Origin of the sequence: Methylomonas aurea (genome assembly GCF_024505045.1) — a bacterium.
GTDB lineage: Bacteria > Pseudomonadota > Gammaproteobacteria > Methylococcales > Methylomonadaceae > Methylomonas > Methylomonas aurea.
The window spans coordinates 179,457-202,530 of sequence record NZ_JANIBM010000002.1 but is presented as its reverse complement, the minus strand read 5'-3'; the positions used below and the strand labels follow the sequence as shown (position 1 = coordinate 202,530).

The 23,074-nt window shown below is 57.8% G+C and carries 19 protein-coding genes and 1 pseudogene; 11 read left to right on the top strand and 9 right to left on the bottom strand.

The genetic code is table 11. The features are described 5' to 3' along the window. The 6 genes and pseudogenes from NP603_RS02700 to NP603_RS21960 form a co-directional block, all read right to left on the bottom strand. Entirely contained in the window at positions 1 to 2,190 is a 2,190-nt protein-coding gene (locus NP603_RS02700) for a glycoside hydrolase family 3 N-terminal domain-containing protein (RefSeq protein ID WP_256609385.1), read from the bottom strand. A 271-nt stretch (positions 2,191 to 2,461) separates the two neighbouring features. Beyond that, positions 2,462 to 4,354: an ATP-binding cassette domain-containing protein gene (locus NP603_RS02695; protein ID WP_256609384.1), complete on the bottom strand. Its 1,893-nt coding sequence runs from the start codon at positions 4,352 to 4,354 to the stop codon at positions 2,462 to 2,464. Then, a complete protein-coding gene (locus tag NP603_RS02690; protein ID WP_256609383.1) occupies positions 4,345 to 5,550 on the bottom strand; it encodes a competence/damage-inducible protein A in 1,206 nt (401 codons plus the stop codon). Before NP603_RS02690 ends, NP603_RS02695 begins: the two co-directional genes overlap by 10 nt. Next, a complete protein-coding gene (locus NP603_RS02685) occupies positions 5,547 to 6,461 on the bottom strand; it encodes an AEC family transporter (protein WP_256609382.1) in 915 nt (304 codons plus the stop codon). The genes NP603_RS02690 and NP603_RS02685 overlap by 4 nt, the downstream gene beginning before the upstream one ends. 92 nt (positions 6,462 to 6,553) lie before the next feature. Beyond that, complete coding sequence (locus NP603_RS21965) at positions 6,554 to 8,239, bottom strand: putative bifunctional diguanylate cyclase/phosphodiesterase (protein ID WP_371928728.1); 1,686 nt, start codon at positions 8,237 to 8,239, stop codon at positions 6,554 to 6,556. 12 nt (positions 8,240 to 8,251) lie between these two features. Next, positions 8,252 to 9,668: pseudogene (locus NP603_RS21960) on the bottom strand (MASE3 domain-containing protein); the annotation flags it as partial. A 511-nt stretch (positions 9,669 to 10,179) separates the two neighbouring features. Between NP603_RS21960 and NP603_RS02670 the strand changes: the two are divergent. From NP603_RS02670 to NP603_RS02620, 11 genes are read left to right on the top strand one after another with little or no spacing between them, the layout of a single operon-like run. Continuing rightward, on the top strand, positions 10,180 to 11,397 hold the full coding sequence (locus NP603_RS02670) for a type II secretion system F family protein (RefSeq protein ID WP_256609381.1): 1,218 nt from the start codon (positions 10,180 to 10,182) through the stop codon (positions 11,395 to 11,397). A 20-nt stretch (positions 11,398 to 11,417) separates the two neighbouring features. Next, entirely contained in the window at positions 11,418 to 11,843 is a 426-nt protein-coding gene (gene gspG, locus NP603_RS02665) for a type II secretion system major pseudopilin GspG (RefSeq protein ID WP_054758778.1), read from the top strand. Further along, positions 11,844 to 12,347: a GspH/FimT family pseudopilin gene (locus NP603_RS02660; protein ID WP_256609380.1), complete on the top strand. Its 504-nt coding sequence runs from the start codon at positions 11,844 to 11,846 to the stop codon at positions 12,345 to 12,347. After that, positions 12,334 to 12,747, top strand: a complete 414-nt coding sequence (locus tag NP603_RS02655) for a type IV pilus modification PilV family protein (RefSeq protein WP_256609379.1) — start codon at positions 12,334 to 12,336, stop codon at positions 12,745 to 12,747. Before NP603_RS02660 ends, NP603_RS02655 begins: the two co-directional genes overlap by 14 nt. Then, positions 12,747 to 13,442 carry a prepilin-type N-terminal cleavage/methylation domain-containing protein gene (locus NP603_RS02650; protein WP_256609378.1) on the top strand — a complete coding sequence of 232 codons (696 nt, stop codon included), beginning with the start codon at positions 12,747 to 12,749 and terminating at the stop codon, positions 13,440 to 13,442. The genes NP603_RS02655 and NP603_RS02650 overlap by 1 nt, the downstream gene beginning before the upstream one ends. Beyond that, entirely contained in the window at positions 13,432 to 14,403 is a 972-nt protein-coding gene (locus NP603_RS02645) for a type II secretion system minor pseudopilin (protein ID WP_256609377.1), read from the top strand. The genes NP603_RS02650 and NP603_RS02645 overlap by 11 nt, the downstream gene beginning before the upstream one ends. Beyond that, a complete protein-coding gene (locus tag NP603_RS02640) occupies positions 14,381 to 15,544 on the top strand; it encodes a PilN domain-containing protein (protein ID WP_256609376.1) in 1,164 nt (387 codons plus the stop codon). Before NP603_RS02645 ends, NP603_RS02640 begins: the two co-directional genes overlap by 23 nt. Continuing rightward, the gene (gspM, locus tag NP603_RS02635) at positions 15,537 to 16,115 is read left to right on the top strand and encodes a type II secretion system protein GspM (protein WP_256609375.1); all 579 of its coding nucleotides are present in this window, start codon (positions 15,537 to 15,539) and stop codon (positions 16,113 to 16,115) included. The genes NP603_RS02640 and gspM overlap by 8 nt, the downstream gene beginning before the upstream one ends. After that, positions 16,112 to 16,723, top strand: a complete 612-nt coding sequence (locus NP603_RS02630) for a hypothetical protein (protein WP_256609374.1) — start codon at positions 16,112 to 16,114, stop codon at positions 16,721 to 16,723. The genes gspM and NP603_RS02630 overlap by 4 nt, the downstream gene beginning before the upstream one ends. Next, entirely contained in the window at positions 16,713 to 19,001 is a 2,289-nt protein-coding gene (gene gspD, locus NP603_RS02625) for a type II secretion system secretin GspD (RefSeq protein WP_256609373.1), read from the top strand. Before NP603_RS02630 ends, gspD begins: the two co-directional genes overlap by 11 nt. 11 nt (positions 19,002 to 19,012) lie before the next feature. Beyond that, positions 19,013 to 19,774 carry an MgtC/SapB family protein gene (locus NP603_RS02620; protein ID WP_256609372.1) on the top strand — a complete coding sequence of 254 codons (762 nt, stop codon included), beginning with the start codon at positions 19,013 to 19,015 and terminating at the stop codon, positions 19,772 to 19,774. Positions 19,775 to 19,842: 68 nt separating this feature from the next. Here the strand turns inward: NP603_RS02620 and NP603_RS02615 are convergent, their stop codons facing one another. The 3 genes from NP603_RS02615 to NP603_RS02605 form a co-directional block, all read right to left on the bottom strand. Beyond that, positions 19,843 to 20,052, bottom strand: a complete 210-nt coding sequence (locus NP603_RS02615) for a hypothetical protein (protein ID WP_256609371.1) — start codon at positions 20,050 to 20,052, stop codon at positions 19,843 to 19,845. A 177-nt stretch (positions 20,053 to 20,229) separates the two neighbouring features. Continuing rightward, positions 20,230 to 21,471: a M20 aminoacylase family protein gene (locus NP603_RS02610; protein WP_256609370.1), complete on the bottom strand. Its 1,242-nt coding sequence runs from the start codon at positions 21,469 to 21,471 to the stop codon at positions 20,230 to 20,232. A 98-nt stretch (positions 21,472 to 21,569) separates the two neighbouring features. Then, positions 21,570 to 22,982, bottom strand: a complete 1,413-nt coding sequence (locus NP603_RS02605; RefSeq protein WP_256609369.1) for a sigma-54 dependent transcriptional regulator — start codon at positions 22,980 to 22,982, stop codon at positions 21,570 to 21,572. Positions 22,983 to 23,074 lie beyond the last annotated feature (92 nt).

Genomic DNA, 23,074 nt, shown 5'->3' with positions numbered 1-23,074 from the left:
CTAGTTCAGCAATTGAAACGAAGCCGTTTCGTTACCGACCGTGACGTGAAATTCGCCCGGCTCCACTACCCGTTTCATGTCGAGGCCGATGAATGACAGGTCGCGCGGCGTCAATTCGAACTGCAGAGTGCGCTGCTCGCCCGGCTGCAATTCCACTTTCTTGAACGCTTTCAGTTGCTTGACCGGGCGGGTGACTGAGGCGGCAACGTCGTGCAGGTACACCATCACGGTTTCCTTGCCGGCCAGACCGCCGGTGTTTTTGACGTTGACGCTCAACTGCAGATTTTCCCCGGCCGTGATCGCCGGCGTCACCAGTCGCAAGCCGCTGGTTTCGAAGCTGGTATAGCTCAGGCCGTGGCCGAACGGATACAAGGGCCGGTATTGGTTACTCTCGTAGGCTTCGATCGGTTTATGGTCGTAAGGCGTGATGTCGTTGGTATCGCGCGGATAGGAAATCGGCAATTTACCGCTGGGATTGACATCGCCGAACAGGATGTCGGCTGCGGCCGCGCCGCCTTCCATTCCCGGCAAAAAGCCGAGCACAACCGCTCGGGACTGGTTGGCGATTTCGGTGATGATACGCGGCCGCCCGCCGAAGGTAACCAACACCACCGGTTTGCCGGTCTGGAAGATCGCCCGCGCCAATTGCAATTGCACCGGGTCCAGTTGCAACGAGTCGATGTTGCCTTCGGTTTCGGTGTAGGTTTTTTCGCCTAGCGCCAACACCACGACATCGTGGTGCCGGGCTTCGCTGACGGCATGTTCGATGTTGATCTCGTCGCTGAACTGCTTGCCGCCGACATAAGTCACCTTACCGTCGGTTTTTTGCCGAATCGCCGCCAGCAAGGTCAGCTTGTCTTGCGGATAAAGTTCTTCCTTATTGCCTTGCCAGGTAATGGTCCAGCCGCCGTTCATCACGCTAAGCAGGTTTGCAGTCGGGCCGGTTACCAAGACGCTGGCATGTTTGCTCAAAGGCAGCATACCTGCATCGTTCTTGGCCAACACGATAGCCTCGCTTGCCGCCTGGCGGTTGACCGCGGCCGCCTCTACGGTGGCAAAATTGCCGTCCGCCGGCAATGCCGGCTCGCGCCGCTCGAACAGCCCGCTGCGGTATTTGACGCGCAGAATACGGGCGACCGCTTCGTCGATCCGTGCCATCGGCAATTCGCCGGCTTGAGCCAAATCCAGCAACAGGTAATAGAACGAATAATCGAACGGCACCATGCTCATGTCGACACCGGCCATCACGGCGATTTTCACCGCTTCCCGCGGCGAATCGGCCAGTTTGTCGCGGCTGTACAAGCGGATGATGTCTTCCCAATCCGATACGGTAAAACCGTCGAAGCCCATTTCGCCGCGCAGAATGTCGGTCAGGTAATGACGATTGGCATGCCCCGGCACGCCGTCGACTTCCGCCGAATTGACCATGACCGTCGGTGCGCCGGCCAAAATCCCGGCTTCGAACGGCGGTAGAAACCACTCGCGCAACGCGCGTTCGCCGATCCAGGCCGGCGTGCGGTCCTTACCGTTTAACGGGTAGCTATAACCGAGGTAGTGCTTCAAGCAGGTCGGCGCCTTATCGGCCGCAGCCATATCCTGGCCCTGGTGGCCGCGGATGTACGCACTACCCATCGCGCTGGCCAGATGCACGTCCTCGCCGTAGGTTTCCCACAACCGCGGCCACAGCGGCTGGCGGCCGATATCCATGACCGGCGCAAAATTCCAGTCCAAGCCCGACGCTTTGACTTCGCGGGCCGTAATTTCGCCTTCTTTGTAAGACAATTCCGTATTGAAGGTCGCCGCCATACTGATCGCTTGCGGGAACAACACCGCGTTTTTAGTGTAGGTGGCGCCGTGAATCGCATCGATACCGTACATCACCGGAATTTTCAGCCGGGTGCGGGCCGCCGCATCGCGGATCTGCTGAGTCAGCCGGCGCCATTTGTCGATCGGCTGCGCCTTGTTGTTCGGCGTACTCGGCGCATTCAGAATCGAGCCGACGTGATACTGCATCACGGCCTCTTCCAGCTTGGCCGGGTCGATCGGATTTTCGGCGTCCTGGCCGTCGGCGACAGAAATCACGCTGAAGTCGATTTGCGTCATCTGCCCGACCTTCTCTTCCAAGGTCATTTGCTCCAGCAGCGCGCGGACTTGGTCTTCGACGGCCTGGTTTGCTTCTTGTGCACTCACAGCGGACTCCATTACGGCTGACAGAATTAAAAGGGTGATATAGTTTTTTATTTTCAAGGCCTTAAATACTCATTAACGCCGACCGGACACGCAAAGAACGCCAACCGGCGGCAGGTTGAAACAAGTCTGCACCGACGCCAAAACCGTCAGCGCGCGAGTGGGATTTTAGCTCGATATCGACAGATGCGCATCGCACGAACGGCGGCTGGTCCTACACCATCCGATCAAAAGATGCCACGCTCGGCCGGCCAAGGCTTTGGCAGCAAGCGCATTAGCCCTGTAACGCATCCAGCTCGTCCCAGCGGCTGTAAGCCGCTGCCAGTTCGGTTTCGACCGCCTGCAACTCGGCCATGGTGCCGGCCACGGCGTCTTGGCCTTGCTTATAGAATTCGGCGTTGCTCATCGTCGCAGTCAACTCGGCCTGGCGCATCTCCAGTTGTTCGATACGCTCCGGCATCTGTTCCAGTTCGCGTTGCTCCTTGTAGCTGAGTTTTTTGCCGGCAGCGGGTTTGGGCTTTTCCTTTTTTACAGACATTTCGGCGCTTTTCGCCGTTTCCACTTGCTGCTGTTTGTTGCGCTCCGATAAGGCGAACCAATCGGCATAGCCGCCGATGTACTCTTCGACCCTGCCCTCGCCTTCGAACACCAGCACGCTGGTGACGACGTTATCCAAAAACTCGCGGTCGTGGCTGACCAACAGCAAGGTGCCCTGGTACTGCACCAGCTTTTCTTCCAGAATTTCCAGGGTTTCCAGATCCAGATCGTTGGTCGGTTCGTCCATCACGATCAAGTTGGCCGGTTTGGTGAACAGCCGTGCCAGCAACAACCGGTTTTTCTCGCCGCCGGACAAACTCCGCACCGGCGAACGCGCCCGCGCCGGCGCGAATAAAAAGTCGGCCAGATAGGACATGACGTGGCGCTTGCCGTCCGGAGTATCGACGAACTCGCCGCCATCCAGCACGCTGTCGGCCACCGACAGTTCCGGATCGAGCTGTTCGCGCAACTGGTCGAAATAGGCGATTTGCAGATTGGTGCCCAACTCGACGCTGCCGGTAGTCGGCTGCAACTGGCCTAATAACAGCTTCAGCAAGGTCGATTTACCGGCGCCGTTGTTGCCGAGCAGGCCGATTTTGTCGCCGCGCTCGATCAGCAAGGAAAAATCCCTGATGATGGTTTTATCCTGATATCCGAAGCTGACGTTAACCGCCTCGATCACTTTCTTGCCCGAGCTCTCGCCCTTATTCAACGCCAATTTGGCCGAACCTTGGGCTGTGCGGCGCTCGGCGCGCTCGGCGCGCAATTTCTTCAAGGCCCTGACCCGGCCTTCGTTACGGGTACGGCGGGCCTTGATGCCTTGCCGGATCCAGGCTTCTTCCTTGGCCAATTTCTTGTCGAATTCGGCATTCTGGTTGGCTTCATCTTCCAGCGCCGCGGCCTTGCGCACCAGGTAATCCTGGTAATTGCCGGCCCAGGAGGTCAATTGGCCGCGGTCCAGATCGATGATCCGCGTCGCCAACTTTTGCAGGAACGCCCGGTCGTGGGTGACGAACATCACTGCGCCCGGAAACGCCAGAATCTGTTCTTCCAGCCAGGCGATACTCTCGAAATCCAGATGGTTGGTCGGTTCGTCCAGCAGCAACACTTCCGGATCGATCACCAGCGCCCGCGCCAACGCCACCCGCCGTTTCCAGCCGCCGGACAGGCTGCCGACCTTGACATCGGCCGGCAATTGCAGCCGGCTCAGTATCGCTTCGACCCGGGTTTGAAACTCCCAACCGTTGTCGGCTTCGAGTTTATGTTGCACCTCGCCCAGCGCCTGCAAAGACTGTTCGCTGCCGTCCATCTGGGTCAACAATTCGTGGTAACGGGCGATCAGGCGCCCCAGTTCGCCCAAGCCGCCGGCTACCGCTTCGTAAATGGTTTCCTCGCCGTCCAGCGTCGGCGCCTGCTCCAACCAGGCCAAGCGCAGCTCGGGTTGCTTCCAGATTTCGCCGTGGTCGGGCGGAATCTCGCCGGCGATGATTTTCATCAGCGTGGATTTGCCTTCGCCGTTGCGGCCCAGCAATCCGACCCGCTCACCGGGATCGAGTTGGAATGAGGCGTTGTCCAGCAGTGCATGCACGCCGAAGGCGATGGAAACGTTGTTTAACCGAATTAAAGGCATGAGTTTTGAAAATAGCGTCTGAGAAGGTCCAGCGCCAACAAAGCGGCCTGGTTTTGTTTATGGATGCCGGCACCGTGCGCGGTTAACCGCCGGGAAACCACGCCTTGCGGCGTAGCCAGCGCATTATAAAGGACGATGCCGCTATCCTTATCGTAGAAACTGCCGGAATCGATTGCGTAGAGCTGGACCAATGCGAAATCGGTCTGCTGCTCGGCCCGCAGGTCGTTCGCCAAGGCTTCGGCGCGGATTTCGCCAGCATCGGCCGCGCCGGCAACAGCGCTGTTCAGCCGCAACTCAGCATGCTGCAACCACGGTCGGCCCAGGCATTTGGCCGCCAGCAAGCCATGGCTGGCGGTTTCCAGTACCGCCAGCGAATACTGGCCGGCGTTGAGCGCTGCGTCGACGACGGCCAGCAAGTCGCCTTGCACGTCCGGCAAGCCGTCCACTGCGAACACGTAATCGCCGATGCGGGCCGCGGCTTCGGCAGCCACCCGCCGCCGTTCCGCTTCCGGAACCTCCGCTGGAAACAGCAGTTTGACCTGAACTTCGTCGGGGGCGGCGCGAAATCCCAACACTGCGCCGGGCGGCAAAGCCAAAGGCTCCAGCTTCTCCTGAATCGCCGATTCGCCCAAGCCGATGCAGCGCAAGGTCACCAAATGATCCGGCCGCAGCGCAAAGCGCTGCAATAAATCGGCGCGCACCCAATCGTCGAACATTTGTTTCATCTCGAACGGCACGCCGGGTAGAAACACGAACCAGCAACGCTCAAATTGCAACGCGAAGCCGGGCGCGGTACCGAAGCGGTTGTCGATGCGCAGCGCACCGGCCGGCAGCAACGCCTGTTTGCGATTGGCCTCCGGCATCGTGCGCTGCCGCCTGGCGTAATAAGCCTGGATCGCGGCGAAGGCTGCGGCGTCGAATTCAAGAGGCACGCCGCTGGCGGCACTGACGGCTTCGGCCGTCAAATCGTCGCAGGTCGGCCCCAAACCGCCGGTGCAGATACAACAATCGGCGCGGCGGGCAATTTCGCCGAACAGATCGACCAAGTCCGGCAAATCGTCGCCCACCGCGGTATGTCGCTTCAAGCTGAAACCCAGCTCCGTCAACTGCTGCGACAGCCAGGCGGCGTTGGAATCGACCGTCTGGCCGGTAACGATTTCGGCACCCTGGGAAAAGATTTCGGCGATCAAGTTCATAAGGAATGGAACCAAAAAGGTAGGCTGAACAAGCTACACGCCGTGGTCAGCGTCACAGCCATCGCATACAGACCGCTGTCAAGCCGGTAACGGTCGCACAGCACGATGCCGAGTACCATGCTCGGCATGGCGATATCAAGCACCGCGGCGGCTTTGAACTGGCCGGCCAATGCCAGATAGCCGGCCAACCATAATGCGAACAAAGGCATCAGCAACAGCTTGACCAGCAAAATCGGCACGACGAAAGGCAGATTGCGCAAATGCACGTCGCGCCAACTTAAGGCCAGTCCCAACGAAAAGATCATCAACGGCGCCACCGCGCCGGAACAGGTATGCAACAGACCGGCCAGCCAGTCGGGGGTAGCGATTTGATTCAGGTTTAGCGCGACAGCAAGAAAAGCCGCCCAAAACGGCGGCGCGTTGAAAAACGCCAGCGGCGATTTGGGTTTGTCTGCGGCAGACTCGCCGTAGTGGCGGGCCAAACCGATACCGAGCGTAAACACCAAGGGCGCTGCGGCGAACAGATCGATTTGAATCACGACCGAGCGCGACCAGTGGCCAAAGGCCTGTTCCAATACCGGCAAGCCCAGGTAGGTCACGTTCGGGAATGCGGCGGCCAGGATCACCGCGCCGGTTTGCGGATTGCGGAACCGGCACAACTTGCAGATCGCCCAACTCAGAGCGGCGCTCGCCAGGATACTGGCGCAACCCAACAGGCTGAAACTTAGCGATTGCCAACCGATATCCGCCCGCCAGAGTACGTCCAGCACCATCGCCGGCAGGAAAAAATAATAGACCACGCTGGTCAATACCAGCCGGGTCTGCTCGGCGGAAAGCCGGTTCGGCGTCAGGATACGCCAGCCGGCGCCGCACAGCATCAGCACGGTCATTTGCATCAAAGTGGCAGTCATGCCGGCATTTTAACAGGCGGCCGGCTCAAGCAGCGGCCGAAACCCGCGCCAAACTCGATAGGTCCTTTCAGCCAGACTGCCCGCCATCCGGGTTAGCCGACCACCACCGGCAGCGCGATGCCGGTTGCGAACAACAGTTCGAATTGCTCGGCCGGCACCGGTTTCGAAATCAAATAGCCCTGGCCGTAATCGCAACCTATCCGCTTCAGCAATTGGTATTGCTCGGCGGTTTCGATGCCTTCGGCGACGACCTTGATCCCCAATTTATGCGCCATCACCACGATCGCTTCGCACAAAGCCATGTCGCTGGATTCCGCCACCATGTTGCGCACGAACGACTGGTCGATTTTGATGTAATCGATATCGAATTTTTTCAAATAAGCCAACGACGAATAGCCGGTACCGAAATCGTCCAGCGCCACTTGAATGCCGGCGTCGCGGAACACCAGCAATTGCTCGCGGCTGGCGCTGCTGGCTTCCAACAAGGCGCCTTCGGTGATTTCGACCACCACTGAGTCGCCGGGTAATTCCAGTTCCCGCAGCAACGCCAACCAGCCGTTGCCTTCGATGGCCTGCTTGCGGAACTGCACCGGCGATTTGTTGACGCTGACTTGAAAACATGGGTGGAAGCGTTGCCGCCAGTGCTTGACCTGACGCGCGGCAACGGCGAATACCCAATCGCCGATATCGACGATACTGCCGGTATCTTCGGCAATCGGAATGAATTCGGCCGGACTGACCATGCCCAAATCCGGATGCCGCCAGCGCAACAGCGCTTCGGCTTTGGCCAGCGTACCGCCGCCGAACTCGACGATCGGTTGGTAAAACACCGTTAATTGGCGTTTGCTCAGCGCCGCATGCAGATCGTTTGCCAAGCGCAGACGTTGCCGCGATTGCTGTTGCATTTGCACGGTGAAGTACTGGAAACGATCCCGTCCCTGGTTTTTGGCTACATACATGGCCTGGTCGGCATTCTTCAGCAACGCCTCGGAGTCCATACCGTCCTCGGGGTAGACGGCAATGCCGATACTGGCGGAGATATAAGCGACTTCGCTGCCTAGCATGAACGGCTGGGCCAAGCGTTGCAAAATGCCTTCGGCTATCCGGTCTACTTTTTCAGTCTGCTCCAATTCGCCGAGAATAATCGTGAACTCGTCTCCGCCTAGCCGGGCGATGCTGTCGGAATCGCGCACGCTTTCGCCCAGCCGGCGCGCGGCTTCTCTTAGCAGCACGTCGCCCATGAAATGGCCCAGGCTGTCGTTGACGTCCTTGAAGCGGTCCAGATCGAGAAACATCAGCGCCACTTTCTGCCCGCGGCGGAAGGCTTTCTTGATTTCCCGATCCAGCCGATCCAAAAACATGTTGCGGTTGGGCAAATTGGTCAGCGGATCGAAATTGGCCTGGCGCCAGATCAACTGTTCCGATTTTTTGCGTTCGGTAATATCGGTAATCAAGGCTACCCGCCGGTGCACGCCGCCGGTTTCGTTGTAGATGCAGTTCACCGTGACCCAGTGGATGCAGTCCTCGCCGTTTTTGCGGCGGCCGCCGATCTCTCCTGCCCAATGTCCCTGAGTGTTGGTCACTCTCAGCACGGTTTTGAAAAAAGCCTGGTCGTGCTGCTCCGGGCTCAAGCCGTTGAACGAGCGGCCGACGACTTCCTCGGCCGTGTAACCGGTTACCTTGGTAAAGGCCGGATTCACGGTAATGATCAATCCGCTGCCGTCGGTGACCAGCATCGCCTCGCTGCTGTTCAGATACACCAGCGAGGCCAACTGCATTTCCTGCTCCGCCAATTTGCGCGCCGTGATGTCGTCGTAAACACCCAGCACGCCGATCGGCCGCCGTTGCCCGTCCCGCAGCGGCACTTTCGAGGTTCGCAACCAAACGGTATTGCCGTTGGGGTCGATTTGGACTTCCTCGTAATCCAGTTTCGGTGTATTGCTCTCGATGACCTGCAGGTCGTCGCTGCGGTATTTGTCGGACACATCGTGCCAGGCCAAGTCGCTGTCGAGTTTGCCGATCAATTGCTCCGGCCGGGCCAATCCCGCATCGCGGCTAAAGGCGATATTGGCGCCCAAATAGCGCGAATCGAGATCTTTCCAAAATACCCGACTGGGAATGATATCGATCACGGTTTGCAGCATATCGACCGATTCCGCCAGCCGCCGCATCGCTTCCACCCGGTCGGAAACGTCGTGCAATATCAGAAAATTGGTGGCGGCCGGCGTGTTATCCAATACCACGTTATTGATCAATACCGTGTGCCGGCTACCATCCTTGGCACGGACATCCAACTCCTGCGGCGGCGACAATTCGCCCGATTCGTCGAACAAGCGCCGGTACTCGTGCCAACGACCGATCACTTGCTGACGGTACTCGGCGTCGGGATGCGCCAACCACCACCACTCGGCCAGACTGGGAATATCGCTCCGATCGTAACCGAAGGTTTTGACGAAGGCCGGATTCAAATATTCGATCCGGCCTTGGCTATCGTAGACCACGTAAGCCACCGGCGATTCGTCGATGATGGCATGAAACTTGGCCTCACTGGCCGACAAGGCCTGGTGGGCCGCGTACAGGCGTTGGTAAGGCCGCTGAATACTGTTGATAAATACCGAACGGTAAATGAAGGCGTAGGCCACGACCTTGTAGACATGGCCGAGCATGATATACAGGTCGGAAATACTGGAGTAAAGCGCAACGAACAACTCGCTCATCGCCATCACCGCGGCGGCGGCCGGTTTGCCAGACGAATATCAGCGCGCACCAGCCGTATACTGCGGCCAACAGATATTCGCTGTTTTTCTTGAACGGCGTCAGTCCGGCGGAGTCGTCGAACGTGGCCGGCAACCAATCCTGGTGAAAGAACACCAGCCAGCCGGCAAAACCGCACAAACCCAAAACGCTGGCCAGCACGAACCAGCGAAACGCCGGACCCAACTGCCAATTGTAGGGCACCGCGGCGGCAATCAAGCCCAGTGCCGCGAATGCTCTGGCCAATAGCCAGAATGCGATGGCTTTTTCCGGGTCGCTGTCGCTGACGAATGCCGGCATACCCTTGAACGATAAGGTATGAAAAAAGTCCAGTACAGCCACACCGAGAAAACAGCAGGCCAGCAGCATGAAACCGACCGAATTTTCTTTTTGGTACACGCTCCAGCCCACCGCGAATCCCAATGCCGAAATCACGATGGAAATGCCTTCCATGAAGTTGTGCGCGGATAGCGAATGCGGCTGGATCTGGCGCGCCAACTCGGCGACCGGCAACATCAAACTAGCAAGCTGGATCAGCAGCAGAACGATGACCGCCGCCAGCAAATGGCCGGTGCGCTGCGGTTCGTTGCTGGGAGCTTCGGTCATCGGCAGTCCTAAGTGGGGTATGGCGGGAACTGAATCGGCGGTTATGCGGCGGTTAACGGAATGCGAACGCTACGCTGGGCGGCAACGCTGCCCGACTGCGAGATTTTAACCGTAAAACCAGTTGCCTTGGCTATTTTTGCCGAGCGCCGAGTAACGGCAGCGGTTGCGGCGTAAGACAACTGTCATTTGCCTGTCGGCGGCTAATCGGCAAAAATTGCGGATTAGCCGCCGCACAAGCGCTGCCGGCATTCCGCCTGCCGCCGAGTTTGCGGTTTTTTGTATTCGTCCGGCGATTGGTCCACAATGTCCGGCCGGTATCGGCTTTCCACCAGTATCCTGTTCCCTTCAGCAAGCGGCCATGGCTTTATTCTCTTACAAAGTTGTCAACAACCAAGGCGTCACCGAAGAAGGCGTGCGCGATGCCGCCGACGCAAAGGCTCTGCTGCTGGAATTGCAGAAACAAGGTCTGGTGCCGATCCGCATCGAACCAGCGCGAGACAAGACTTTTCTGGGCTTCAAACTGAAGTCGGCCGCGGTCAGGCTGTCGCAAAAGGAAATCGGCATGCTGACCGGCGAACTGGCGACCTTGCTGGAGTCGGGCTTGCCGCTGGACCGCTCGTTGACGATCCTGATGCAACTGACCGAGGAAAACCCGAAACTGAACAAACTGGTCGGCGAAGTACTGGAAAAAGTCAAAGCCGGCAAAGCGCTGGCCGACGCCCTGGAAAGCCAGAGCGGCGTGTTTTCCAAATTTTATTTGAACATGATCCGGGCCGGCGAACTGGGCGGCAATCTGGGCGGCGTGTTGCAACGGCTGGCCGAGTACCTGGAGCGGTCGCAGGAGTTGAAGGACACGGTCAGCACCGCGCTGATTTATCCGGCAATCCTGTTGGTCATGTCGCTGGCCTCACTGTTCGTGATGCTGACCTTCGTCGTACCGCAATTCAAGGAAATGTTCGACAGCGCCGGCCAGGCGTTGCCGGTGCCGACCCAAATCGTGGTCGGATTGGCCGAATTTCTGCAAAATTATTGGTGGGCCATGCTGCTGGCCGTCCTGGTCGTGGTGCAAACCCTGAAAAGCCAACTGGCCGATCCGGCCGGTAAAAAAGCCTGGGACGGCCGTTTTCTGAAAATGCCGCTGTTCGGCCAGATCGTACTGAACATGGAAGTCGCCAATTTCAGCCGGACCTTCGGCACTTTGTTAGGTAACGGCGTGTCGATCTTGAAATCGCTCGGCATCGTCCGGGAAACGGTCGGCAACACGGTGCTAGCCGACCTGCTGGAACAGGCCGAGGCGCAATTGAAGCAGGGGCGGACCATGTCGGAAGCGCTGGCCCAGCAAAACCTGTTTCCCAAACTGGCGGTGCAAATGATTAAAATGGGCGAGGAAACCGGCCGGCTGGAGGAAATGCTGATGCGGGTTGCCGTGATTTACGATAAACAGTTAAAAACCACGATTCAACGGATGCTGGCTCTGCTGGAGCCGGCCTTGATTATTTCGCTGGGGCTGATGATAGGCGGCATCATCGTTTCGATACTGCTGGCTATCCTGAGCGTAAACGATCTGGCATTTTAAAAATAATAAGGAGCGACAACATGAAATTAACCTTGCGCCGCCACCGCGGTTTCACTCTGCTTGAACTGCTGGTGGTGTTGGGCATTATCGCCATGCTGGCCGGCATCGTCGGCCCGCAAGTCATGAAACATATGGGCGCATCCAAGACCAAGGCGGCCAGAGTACAAATCGAAGACCTCGCCGCAGCGCTGGACATGTACAAACTCGACGAGGGCCGTTACCCGACCACGCAACAAGGCCTGGCCGCGTTGGTGGAAAAACCGGCCGAAGCCAAACGCTGGAACGGCCCTTACCTGCGCAAGGACAAGATTCCGCTGGATCCGTGGAACCAGGAATACCACTACGTTTTCCCCGGTCAACACGGCAAATTTGACCTGTTCAGCCTTGGCGCCGACGAGAAGGAAGGCGGCGAAGGCGAAGACCAGGACATCAACAGCTGGGAATAAATGGCTGCCCTGCCCGCCCAGGATACGGCTCCATCCTTCGCGTTCCGGCATCCGCGGCGGGCTTGCGCCGGATTCACGCTGATCGAACTGGTGGTAGTGTTGCTGGTCGCCGTGCTCGGCTTCGCGGCGCTGGGCGGCAGCATCGGCTCCGGCAATAAAACCACTCAGTTGCAAGCGCTGGCCAGAGATCTGGCCAGCGCTTTACGCTACGCCCACGGCCAGGCGCTGGCGACGCAACAGCAAACCAGCGTCGCCATCGACTTGCGCAATAACAGCTACCAAATCAGCAACCGCGACAAAGTCTATACCTTCGCCGAAGAGGTTGACGTGTCGTTGGTCATCGCCGAAGAGGAATTCGGCGCCGACCAGATCGGCAGCATCCGCTTTTTCGGCGACGGTTCGTCGACCGGCGGCCGCATCACGCTGGAATGGGGTAACCAATTGCGCCGGATCGACGTCAACTGGATCACTGGTGAAGTCAGGATATCGGATGCGGCGGCATAAAGGCTTTTCACTGCTGGAAATCCTGGTGGCGTTTTCGATCATGGCCATTGCGCTGAGCGTATTGTTGCGCGTATTCGGCGCCGGCGTTAACAACGCCGTCATCTCCGAGGAATACACTATCGCGGTGCAGATCGCCGAATCGTTGATGGCGCGAACCGGCGTGGAAACCCCGCTAGCGGTCGGCGACAGCGAGGGCAGCGAGGGCGATAAATACGACTGGCTGGTCAGCGTGGCGCCGGCCGCAAACCAACCGGCAAAGCGCAGCTTGCGCGAGCCGGACCCGAACAGCCAGAACGCGGCGCAATTGTATTCGGTGCGCGTCGGCGTCAGTTGGGGCGACGGCGACCAACGCCGCAGCGTGGAATTAACGACATTGAAATTGCAGCAAGGCCAGGGATAGTGCTTCCCCGCCAACCTAACGGCTTTACCTTGATCGAAATGCTGATCGCGATCACGCTGCTCGGCGTGATGGTGACCTTACTGTTCGGCAGTTTGCGCATTGCGGCGCAGAGTTGGCATAGCGGCGAAACCAAAATCGACCAAGTCAACCGCAAAGCGGTGGTTTACCAATTTTTCAAACACCATTTGAGTGCGGCCCGGCCGCTGCCGGAATTTGCCGCTACCGACCACGACGCGCTTCAAACCAATACCGAGCAGGAACCGCTCAAGCTCAGTTTTCAAGGCCTGCCGCAAAGCCTGCGCTTCGTCGCCGCGCTGCCGGCGGCTTCCACGCGCAAGGGGTTGCAGGTGTTTGCGATCGAACCGGCCCGCGACCGGCCGTCGACACTTACCGTGACGTTGACCCCCTACCGGCAGCAAGTGGATGCCGAGCCGGAGCCGGTGGTGTTGCTGGACGAAGTGCGTAGCTTCCGCATCAGCTATTTCGGCGCCAAAAACCCGAACGCCGGCGACCCCGCAGGTTGGCAGGACGACTGGCTGGATGCCGAACGCTTGCCTAATCTGGTCAAAATCCACATTGCGCTGAACGACGGCAGTTTTTGGCCGGATATGATCTTTCCGCTCCGAATCGATTCCACGCCGCTCATCGGCGACATTGTCGGCCAACAAATACCGCCGAACGAAGATGCCAACTGAATCGTCTCACCGCCGCCAAAGCGGCCTGGCTCTGGTCATCGTCATCTGGATATTGACCCTGCTCAGCGTGATGGCCGGCAGTTTCGCCCTGACGATGCGCCGGGAAACCAGCGTCAGCGCGGCGCTGACCGGCAACGCCCGCGCACTGGCGCTGGCCGAATCCGGCTTGAATCTGGCCGCGCTGATGTTGCGCCAACCGGACCAGGAGCAGCGCTGGCTGGCTGACGGCAGCATCTACCGTTTGGCCGGCAGCGATACCGAACTGAGGATTCGGATCATGGCCGAATCCGGCAAGGTCGATATCAACGCCGCCGGCGAAGAATTGCTGACGGCGGTGCTGGCATACGCCACCACCGACGAAAACCGCCAGCAACGCCTGCTGGATGCAATCATCGACTGGCGCGATGCCGACGACGAACCGCGCCCGGCAGGGGCCGAGAAGAAACAATACCGCCAGGCCGGCAAGCCTTACCAACCCAACAACGCCCCGTTTCAGAGCTTGGAGGAATTGCAATTGGTGCTGGGCATGGACGACGAATTATTCGAACGGATACGGCCCTGGATTACGGTCTATTCCGGCCAAGCCGAACCGAACAAAAACCTGGCGCCGCCCGAGCTGTTGAGCATCATCGACGCCCGGCTCAAGAAACAGAATATTCATGATGTATACTTGGAGCGGCGTCTGGAGAAACAAACAGGCGATAGCCGGCTCGACGGCGACCAGGCGGATGCGGGCTTGGCGGATCAGGAGCAAACCTTTACTATTATTTGCGAAACGCTACTGGCGGACCAGGCCACGGCGTCGCTGTCGGCGGTGGTAAAGTTTGAAAACCAGGATACCAGCCAGATGCCTTACCGCATCCTGGATTGGCAGCAGGGTCGACAAGAATCGTCGTTATTCGACCCGGAAAAGGAACCCCAGTTGATTACTGTGCAAGATGAGTTTACAAACAACTATTGATTTTGATCCGAAGCGATTCTGGCAGTGGTGGAGCGGCGAACTGGCCTTTCTGCTGCCGCCCAGCCTGAAACGGCTGCTCAGCGACCGCAGCGGCTGCGTCATCTTCAGTCCGGACGACCACGGCTTCCGGATAGCATTTCACCGTGAGTCAGGCCCTGGGCAAACCGCTAGCTGGCAACTTGACGCCAACGCGGCCGATGCCTACCGACAGCTAAAAAACGCAAATCCCGAACTGGAAAAGGCCGATTGCCTATTACGTCTCAACCCCGGACAAGCTCTGCAAAGACGCCTGTTTCTCCCTGCCGCCGCCCAAGAAAATCTGCAACAAGTGGTCGGTTTCGAGTTGGACCGCTATACCCCGTTCAATGCCGAACAAGCCTATTTCGCCGCAAGCGTCTTGGGCAAAACCGAATTCGGCCAAATTGAAGTATTACTGGTTTTAACCCCGGAAACGCTGCTGGACGACTATCTGGCCCGTCTGCAAGCCTTGGGCGTGCAGCCCGCTGCTGTGGATTTCTCTCAGGCACCGACCATCCATCCCGCGAGCGCTCCGCGCTACACTTTGTTGCCTGAGCAATTCCGCCCTCGGCCGAACACTTGGGTGCGGGCGATACATTGGAGCCTGAATATCATTTTGTTCCTTCTGCTGGCCGCCGTCCTGGTCTGGCCGGTCTGGCAGGAAGGCGAAGCCGTGGACGCCTTGAAACGGCAATTGAAAACGCTGGAGAAAGAAACCACTCTGATCGAAGCCCAGCAAAGCGAAATCGACGCGCTACGCGAGCAAACCCAGCGCCTGATCGGCATAAAATCCGATGCGCCGTCGCTGGTCGCGGTCTTGAACGAACTCAGCATATTACTGAAGGACGATACCTGGCTGACCCATTTTCAATACGCCGAAAAACGCCTGCAGATTCAGGGCCAGTCGCCGGCCGCATCGTCATTGATCGGCGTGCTGGAAGCCTCGCGCTACTTCAGCAATGTCAGCTTCGTCTCGCCATTGACCCAGGACAAGGCCACCGGACGGGAACGGTTTCAGATCAGCATGGACGTCGCCGCCGTGCCAGTCGACGCGGCGCCGGATGCGGCGGAAAACCCGGAGGCGGAAAACAGCGACAGCGCCGGGGAGCCCCCGCATGAATGACGCCCGCTACCAGCGCTGGCTGGCCCTGGGGCTGTTGGCGGCCGTCGTGTTCGTCATAACGCTGGCCGTGTTGTTGCCGCTATTCAATAGCTGGCTCGACTACCGCGAACAAAAAGACAAATTGCTGTTCCGGCTGCAACGCCAGCAAACCATCGCCGCCCGCCGCGACAGCGTCGCCCAGAATCTCGATTTTTTGCACCAGCAATTTCAAGAACAAGGCTATTTGAGCGATAGCGATACCGAATCGCTGGCGTCGGCGGAATTGCAGAACATCATCAAAACCGCCGTGACGGATGCCGGCGGCCAACTGACCAGTACCCAGGGCCTGCCGGGCAAAGCCGAAGACGGCTTCATGCGGATTCTGGTCAAGGTGCGGATGACTTGCAGCATGGAAGCGCTACGGGCGGTTTTGCACACACTGGAAAGCAACGTGCCGTTGCTGTTGGTGGACCAGCTTGACATCTCGCCGGTGCGCGGCACTCGCAATCGCAGCAATAACAAACTGGAACCGAGCTCGCAATTGAATGTGAGCTTTCAAGTCGTCAGCTTCATGCGGGCCAAAGCACCATGAACCGGAAATTGTTACGCCTGCAGTTATTTGCCTGTGGCGCGCTCGGCGCCGGGTTGATTGGCGAATTGGCGGTCAGCCGCTATGCCGCGCAACAGCTCGAACAACAACTGGCCGCCCGTGAACAAGTCGAGTTCCAAGCCGAACAACTACCGGCGATTGCCGCTGCGCCAGCCAGCGCCGACAGTTTCAACGATATCGTCGAGCGGCCGATCTTCATCGAGGGCCGGCGACCGATCGCAGAGGCAAAAACCAACGACGCCTTACAAAACAGCGATACCAGCCAGATCGACGACTGGTCGCTGATCGGCATTTACGACAAGGGCGGCAAAGTGGTCGCGTTGTTCAGCAAGCGCAACGAAGCCAGGAAATTCCTGAAGATCGGCGAAGAACAAAGCATTTCCGGCTGGCAACTGAAACAGATTCTGGCCGACCGAGTAATACTGCAACAAGCCGGCCAGGAAAAGCCGGTACTGCTGCGCAAACCGCGGCCGCAAATCAAACCGCCGCCCGGTAAACCCGCGCCCCGGCCCCCGGTGCCGGCCAACGTCAATGCCAGACCGATTGAACAAGCACCTAATGAAATACCCGAGACACTCAATGACAACTAACAAAATTGGCGTTCCCCCGATGTTGGTGTTGGCGCTGTCCATGGCCGGCTGCGAGTATATCGGCCCGCAGTTGCACCAGAAGTTGCCGATTGCCGGCAACCATAGGATCGGCGACGACCAACCCATTCCGGAACTGGCGAATGCGGATAAATCCGCCGAGAACCGCACCACCAAGGTCGAATTGTTCCCGAACGGCGAAGCCAGCATCACCGCGCACAATACGCCCAGCACCGCCGCCAAATCCGGCGCCAAAGGCGAATACAGCCTGAATTTCGACGATGCCGATCTCGGCGAAGTCGCCAAAGTGATTCTGAGCGACATCATGGGCCGCAATTACACGATCAGTCCGCAGGTTACCGGCAAAGTCACCTTGCAAACGTCCAAGCCGCTGACCAAGGAAGAACTGCTGCCGACCCTGGACATGCTGCTGGGCCTGAATAACGCCGCGCTGACCGAACAAGGCGGGATGTATCTGATCAAACCGGCCAACGAAGCCTTGTACAGCAGTTCGATCAACTCGCTGACCAGCGCCAGGATGCCGAACGGTTACCAGGTCAGGATCATCCCGGTCAAAAACGTCGCCGCCACCGAACTGTCCGAGATACTGAAGCCGCTGATGCCGGAAAAATCGGTGCTGCACGTCGATCCTAACCGCAATATTTTGCTGGTGGCCGGTTCCGGCAACGAAATCGCGCGGGCGATGGAGGTGGTCAATACTTTCGACGTCGATATCATGAAGGGCAGCTCGTTTGCGTTGTTCACTCCGGCCAACGTCAGTGCCGGCAAAATCATCGAAGAACTGGAACAGATTTTCAATAACAAGACATCGAAGGAAGACGACGCCAGTTTCTTTCGGTTTATCGAAATCGAACGCCTGAATGCGGTGCTGGCCATCACCCACCAGGCCAATTATCTGAAAGACATCGAAAACTGGGTGTTGCGCCTGGACCGGATCAATCCGGCTGCAGCGGGCGGCGTCAACGTCTACCGCTGCCAGCATGTCAGCGCCGCTGATCTGGCCGATACCTTGAGCGGTATTTTCGGCAGCGGCGTCCAACGCAGCAGCAAGGCCTCGATCGCTTCGGGCCGCAAATCGCTGTCCGCAACCAACAAAAGCTCCGGCGGCACTTCGTCGAGCACCAGCAGCATGGGCGGCAGCACCGGCACCAACCGGCAGCAGGATTCCGCTAGCGAACGGACCCTGAGTGACCGTACCGACCGCTCCGCCAATCGCAGTTCCGGCGCACTCGGCGGCAGTTTAAGCGGCGGGATCGGTAGCAGCGGCGGTGGCAATAACGAAATGCCGAACGTCAAAATCCTCGCCGACGAAGGCAATAACGCGCTGATTGTCGTCGCTACCGCGCAGGAATATGCGGTGATTCAACGGGTGTTGAAACAGTTGGATGTGTTACCGTTGCAGGTCTTGATCGATGCGACGATCGTCGAGGTAACACTGAACGATGACTTGAAATATGGTCTTCAATGGTATTTCAGCCACAATAATGGCGGGACAAATCAAATTACCGGTGGATCGGCCCAAGGCCTGGATGTCCTGGATCTTACAAAAGAAGCGGCAAAAGCTTTTTCGACAGGCGGATTTACTTATGCCTTTTCCAGCGGATCGAAAGATATTCAGGCAGTACTGAATGCCAGCGCAAAAAACAACAACGTCAACGTAATTTCCTCGCCATCTTTAATGGTGCTAAACAACCAGGAAGCATCCATCAAAGTCGGTGATTCAGTTCCAATCCGTTCATCGGTATCCACCAATTTAACCGCAGGCGGAGCTAACAGCACCCCTATTCAAACCAGCTCGATACAAATGATTGATACAGGTGTCAACCTGTCGGTTCGCCCGCGGGTCAATGCTGGGGGCTTAGTGTTAATGGATATTTTGCAAAGCGTTAATCAAGCCATCAAAACCACTACCAGCGATACAATAGACTCGCCCACTATCCAGAAACGCGAAATAGAGAGTAGCGTTGCGGTGCAAAGCGGCGAGACCATCGTGCTCGGCGGTTTAATCAAGGAAAATAACGACTATCTGCGCGACGGCGTGCCGTTACTGCATGAAATTCCGCTGATAGGCCCGTTATTCGGCGGCACTACCCGAAATAAAGACAAAACCGAGCTGGTGGTTTTGTTGACGCCCAGAGTCATGAAAAGCCGCCAAGACGCACAAGATATTACGCTGGAGTTCAAACGCAAATTGTCCGGCATTTATTTCCAAGAACCTTTCGAGGCCGAGGTCGAGAAGGTCGAACCCAGCGTACAGTAACGCGGCCGCATATGGCTGACCAGTTTATGAATCCGATCTCCCCCGACCGCCTGATCTCGTATTGGTCTACCGCGCAAATCGAGGCCAGCGCCGTCATTTTAATGAACATCATCGGCGCGTTGTTGTTGGGCATGTTAGTCGGTTACGAACGCTCTTACCACGGGCGCGCCGCCGGCATGCGCACCTACGGTTTGGTATGTATGGCCTCGGCGGCGGTCACGGTCATCGTCGGTTACCCGCAATTCTGGTTCGGCGGCTTATTGCCGCTGACGGCGACGGCCGATCCGACCCGGGTGATTCAAGGCATCGTCACCGGTATCGGTTTTCTGGGCGCCGGCGTCATCATGAAGGAAGGCCTCAACATCAGCGGCCTAACCACGGCAGCGTCGATTTGGGCCTCATCCGCGATCGGTATTTTGTGCGGTGCCGGGTTTTATTTAGCGGCGATAATGTTGACCTTGATTGCTTCGGCTACGATGATCTGGGGTGGCTGGATCGAAACCGTCCTTCCGTCGCGCCACGCAATTGCGGTGCTGCTGCATTTTAAGGCCGGCCATCATCCCCGCCAAACCGATTTGGAACAGCTCGCCGAAAGCATGGGCTACCGCTTAGCGGAAGGCTCGATTTCGATGGCTAAGAACGACTCAGGCGAGGAATGGCATCTGGTATTGATCGCAACCAGCAGCCGAAAGGTGTCGGTTCCTACGATCAGCGAGACGCTGGAAAAGCAGGTATTTCTGGCGGGATACCAATTGTCCTTTGCCCGCAACTGAGCAGCGGGGATCGAGGTAGACCGGACTGGACGGCTGCCGGAATACCTCGCCTACGTAACAGCAAAAATTCACTTCAACACGTCCTTCACGCATTGGCGGATAAACGCGTCGATTGGCAGCGTATCGCTGACGTAATTGTTGAACAAGTCGTTGACATCCAACGGGTCCAAGTAGGCATAGACGCCGCAACCGGTTACGGCGATGAATTGGTGGCTGAGGTTTTCGATGAACATGGTCCGGGCGTAGCCAAGTTCGGTCATTTCGTTCAGTGCTTGCATGGCGATCACCATTGGGTTTGAGGAAATCAAACCTTGGCGCAGCATAGCCCGAGCCATTCGATTGAGTGTTATTGCCAATCAAACGCTTGCACCCGGCTTCAGGCGCCGGCGCAATGACCGAACTCACCCGGCACTGACAGAATTGTCAAGCGTTTGTGCGGATATGTCATCCATCTGTCAGGCCGGCGCCAGGCAGTTTTCGGCCAATCTGACCCAGTAACTGGCGCCCAACGGCAAAATATCGTCGTTGAAGTCGTAACTGGCGTTGTGCAGGGTACAGGGACCGGCACCGTGGTCCGGCACGCGGTGGCCGCCATCGCCGTTGCCGATGAAACAATAGCTGCCGGGTACGCGCTGTAACATGAAAGCGAAATCCTCCGCCCCCATGGTCGGCTGCTGGTCGAACACCTGTTCGTTGCCGACAATGCCGGCCATGACTTGCCGAGACACGGCGACCGATTCCGCATGGTTTACCGTGGGCGGATAGCTGCGGGTCAATTCGAAATGGCCCTCCATGCCGTGCGCGAGGCAGGTATGGCGCACAATTGCGGCCATCCGCGCTTCTATCATATCCAGCAGTTCGCCGGAAAACGTTCGCACCGTACCGGCCAGTTCACAGCACTCGGCAATGACATTAGTGGCTTCGCCGATGTGCATCATCGTCACAGATATCAACCCCGCATCCAGCGGATTCAGATTTCGGGTCAAAATGGTCTGCAGCGCCAGAATGATTTGGGCGGCGACCGGCGTCGGGTCCAGGCCCAAGTGCGGTAGCGCCGCGTGGCAGCCTTTGCCGTTTACCAAGATACGGAACGTATTCAATGACGCCATGACCGGTCCCGGACTGACCGCAAAACTGCCCGTCGGCAAACCCGGCCAATTATGCATGCCGAACACGGCCTGCATCGGGAAGCGGTCGAACAAGCCGTCGCGAATCATGGCGTCGCCGCCACCGCCGCCCTCTTCCGCCGGTTGAAAAATCAAATAAATGGTACCGTCGAAATTCCGCTGCTTGGCCAAATACCGAGCCGCGGCCAGCAGCATTGCGGTATGGCCGTCGTGACCGCATGCGTGCATTTTGCCTGGATAAATAGAGGCGTGTGGAAAACGATTTTGCTCATGGATCGGCAACGCATCCATGTCGGCCCTGAGACCTATCGCTTTTGGTGAGGTACCGGATTTGATAATACCGACCACGCCGGTTTTGCCTAATCCTCGATGCAGCGGTATCCCCCATTCCGCCAGTTTTTCGGTAACGAAATCGGCCGTCGCGAATTCCTCGTAGCACAGCTCGGGTTGAGCGTGGATGCGCCGGCGCCAAGCGCGAATTTCACCGGCGTAGTCCAATATCTCAGGAATAATCCCGCGGCTAGAGTTGAATTCGGCACATGGCGGTACCGGTATGCTGGAGTCGGGCATGGTGAACAGGGCAAATCGGATAGTAAAACCTTAGTCTACCATCCAACCGGGGGCAACCGTGGTACCGAATAGCCTAAGCTGCGCCCCCCGAAAACCGGTCAAGCTGACTCTACTTTGCGCAATTTTTCCACCAGCGTAGTTCTACGCATGTTCAGCAATTTGGCGGCATGCGCCACCACGCCGTTGCACTCTTCTAAGGCCTGGCGAATGAGCTCGTTTTCCAAGTCGGTCAAATATTCTTTTAAATCGATGCCCTGCTCCGGCAGTTGCACACTGGGCGCCCCGGGAATTGGCTTGGCCAAGGCCTCTCGCGTCGCCGGACGAACTACGTGGATTTCGGGCTCAGGAAGCTGAAGTAGCACGGTATCGGGCACCTCGTAAGCCTGGAATTTTTCCGGCAAATCGGCGACGTCCACCGGCGAATCGGGGCTAATGATCGCCAAACGCTCGATGAGGTTGGACAGTTCGCGCACGTTGCCGGGCCAATTATGCTGCATCAGAACGGCAATGGCACGGGGCGTTAAAGTGACGCTACCGCGGTTTGCCGCTTCCATTCTGGCGATCAAATCGTTGATCAAATACGGGATGTCTTCGGCCCGCTCGCGTAATGCCGGCACTTCGATCGGAAACACATTCAAGCGGTAAAACAAATCCTCACGAAAGCGTTTTTCCGCTATTTCCTGTTCGAGATGGCGATGGGTCGCAGCGATGATCCGCACGTCGCAGTGAATGGTTTTGTTGCTGCCTACCCGCTCGAAGGTGCGTTCCTGAAGTACGCGAAGCAGTTTGACCTGCATCGGCATCGGCATATCGCCGATCTCGTCCAGAAATAATGTGCCGCCTTCGGCCATTTCGAACCGACCCTGGCGAGAGGTCAGAGCTCCGGTAAATGCCCCTTTCTCATGGCCGAACAATTCGCTTTCCAGCAATTCGCCCGGAATTGCGCCGCAATTGACCGGCACAAACGGCCGGTCCCGGCGCGGTGACGCCCGGTGCAGGGCTTGGGCCACTACCTCCTTACCGGTGCCGGATTCACCCAGGATCAACACCGTGGCGTCGGATTTGGCCACTTGATCAATCAATTCGCGAGTTTTTTGTACTGCCTTACTGATACCGGCCAGTCCTTTGTTGGCTTGCGGTTTTTTAGGAGAGGATTCCGAGCGCGGTAGTTCGTCCAGTATATCGATCAGAACCGGATACACGGTCGGCCATTCGACCACTTTGCTGACCAATTGCTGAATGCTGCTCAGCAAAGGCTGGCTACTACCTTGTTCTGCCAACAAGATCAGCGGCGTCTCGCCGAAGGAATCGGCAATTGCCTTGATCAGGCTGGCTTGGCGTTCGCCGCTGCCGACGAATACCGCAGCGAAAGCTTCGCGTTCGTTGAATGCCGCTTCATATTCGCTGACGCTAACCGTTACCACACGGTATTCCAAAAACCGGAGCACCGTTTCCACCTGTTGCGCGCGGTTAGGGTTATCGTCTACCAGCAAAATTTCCGGCAAAGCCATGCTTATATTCTCTGAAACTACTTATATGTACGAAGGGAGGAGCCAACCGATTTTTAAGTTAAGCATCGAACCTGGGGATTGTCAAAATCGCA

Excerpts from the sequence above, each read along its gene's own strand:
- NP603_RS02695 (WP_256609384.1), bottom strand. The coding sequence starts at position 4,354 with ATGCCTTTAATTCGGTTAAACAACGTTTCCATCGCCTTCGGCGTGCAT.
- NP603_RS02690 (WP_256609383.1), bottom strand. The coding sequence starts at position 5,550 with ATGAACTTGATCGCCGAAATCTTTTCCCAGGGTGCCGAAATCGTTACC.
- NP603_RS02685 (WP_256609382.1), bottom strand. The coding sequence starts at position 6,461 with ATGACTGCCACTTTGATGCAAATGACCGTGCTGATGCTGTGCGGCGCC.
- NP603_RS21965 (WP_371928728.1), bottom strand. The coding sequence starts at position 8,239 with ATGCAGTTGGCCTCGCTGGTGTATCTGAACAGCAGCGAGGCGATGCTG.
- NP603_RS02670 (WP_256609381.1), top strand. The coding sequence starts at position 10,180 with ATGGCTTTATTCTCTTACAAAGTTGTCAACAACCAAGGCGTCACCGAA.
- gspG (WP_054758778.1), top strand. The coding sequence starts at position 11,418 with ATGAAATTAACCTTGCGCCGCCACCGCGGTTTCACTCTGCTTGAACTG.
- NP603_RS02660 (WP_256609380.1), top strand. The coding sequence starts at position 11,844 with ATGGCTGCCCTGCCCGCCCAGGATACGGCTCCATCCTTCGCGTTCCGG.
- NP603_RS02655 (WP_256609379.1), top strand. The coding sequence starts at position 12,334 with ATGCGGCGGCATAAAGGCTTTTCACTGCTGGAAATCCTGGTGGCGTTT.
- NP603_RS02645 (WP_256609377.1), top strand. The coding sequence starts at position 13,432 with ATGCCAACTGAATCGTCTCACCGCCGCCAAAGCGGCCTGGCTCTGGTC.
- NP603_RS02640 (WP_256609376.1), top strand. The coding sequence starts at position 14,381 with ATGAGTTTACAAACAACTATTGATTTTGATCCGAAGCGATTCTGGCAG.
- gspM (WP_256609375.1), top strand. The coding sequence starts at position 15,537 with ATGAATGACGCCCGCTACCAGCGCTGGCTGGCCCTGGGGCTGTTGGCG.
- NP603_RS02630 (WP_256609374.1), top strand. The coding sequence starts at position 16,112 with ATGAACCGGAAATTGTTACGCCTGCAGTTATTTGCCTGTGGCGCGCTC.
- gspD (WP_256609373.1), top strand. The coding sequence starts at position 16,713 with ATGACAACTAACAAAATTGGCGTTCCCCCGATGTTGGTGTTGGCGCTG.
- NP603_RS02620 (WP_256609372.1), top strand. The coding sequence starts at position 19,013 with ATGGCTGACCAGTTTATGAATCCGATCTCCCCCGACCGCCTGATCTCG.
- NP603_RS02615 (WP_256609371.1), bottom strand. The coding sequence starts at position 20,052 with ATGCAAGCACTGAACGAAATGACCGAACTTGGCTACGCCCGGACCATG.
- NP603_RS02610 (WP_256609370.1), bottom strand. The coding sequence starts at position 21,471 with ATGCCCGACTCCAGCATACCGGTACCGCCATGTGCCGAATTCAACTCT.
- NP603_RS02605 (WP_256609369.1), bottom strand. The coding sequence starts at position 22,982 with ATGGCTTTGCCGGAAATTTTGCTGGTAGACGATAACCCTAACCGCGCG.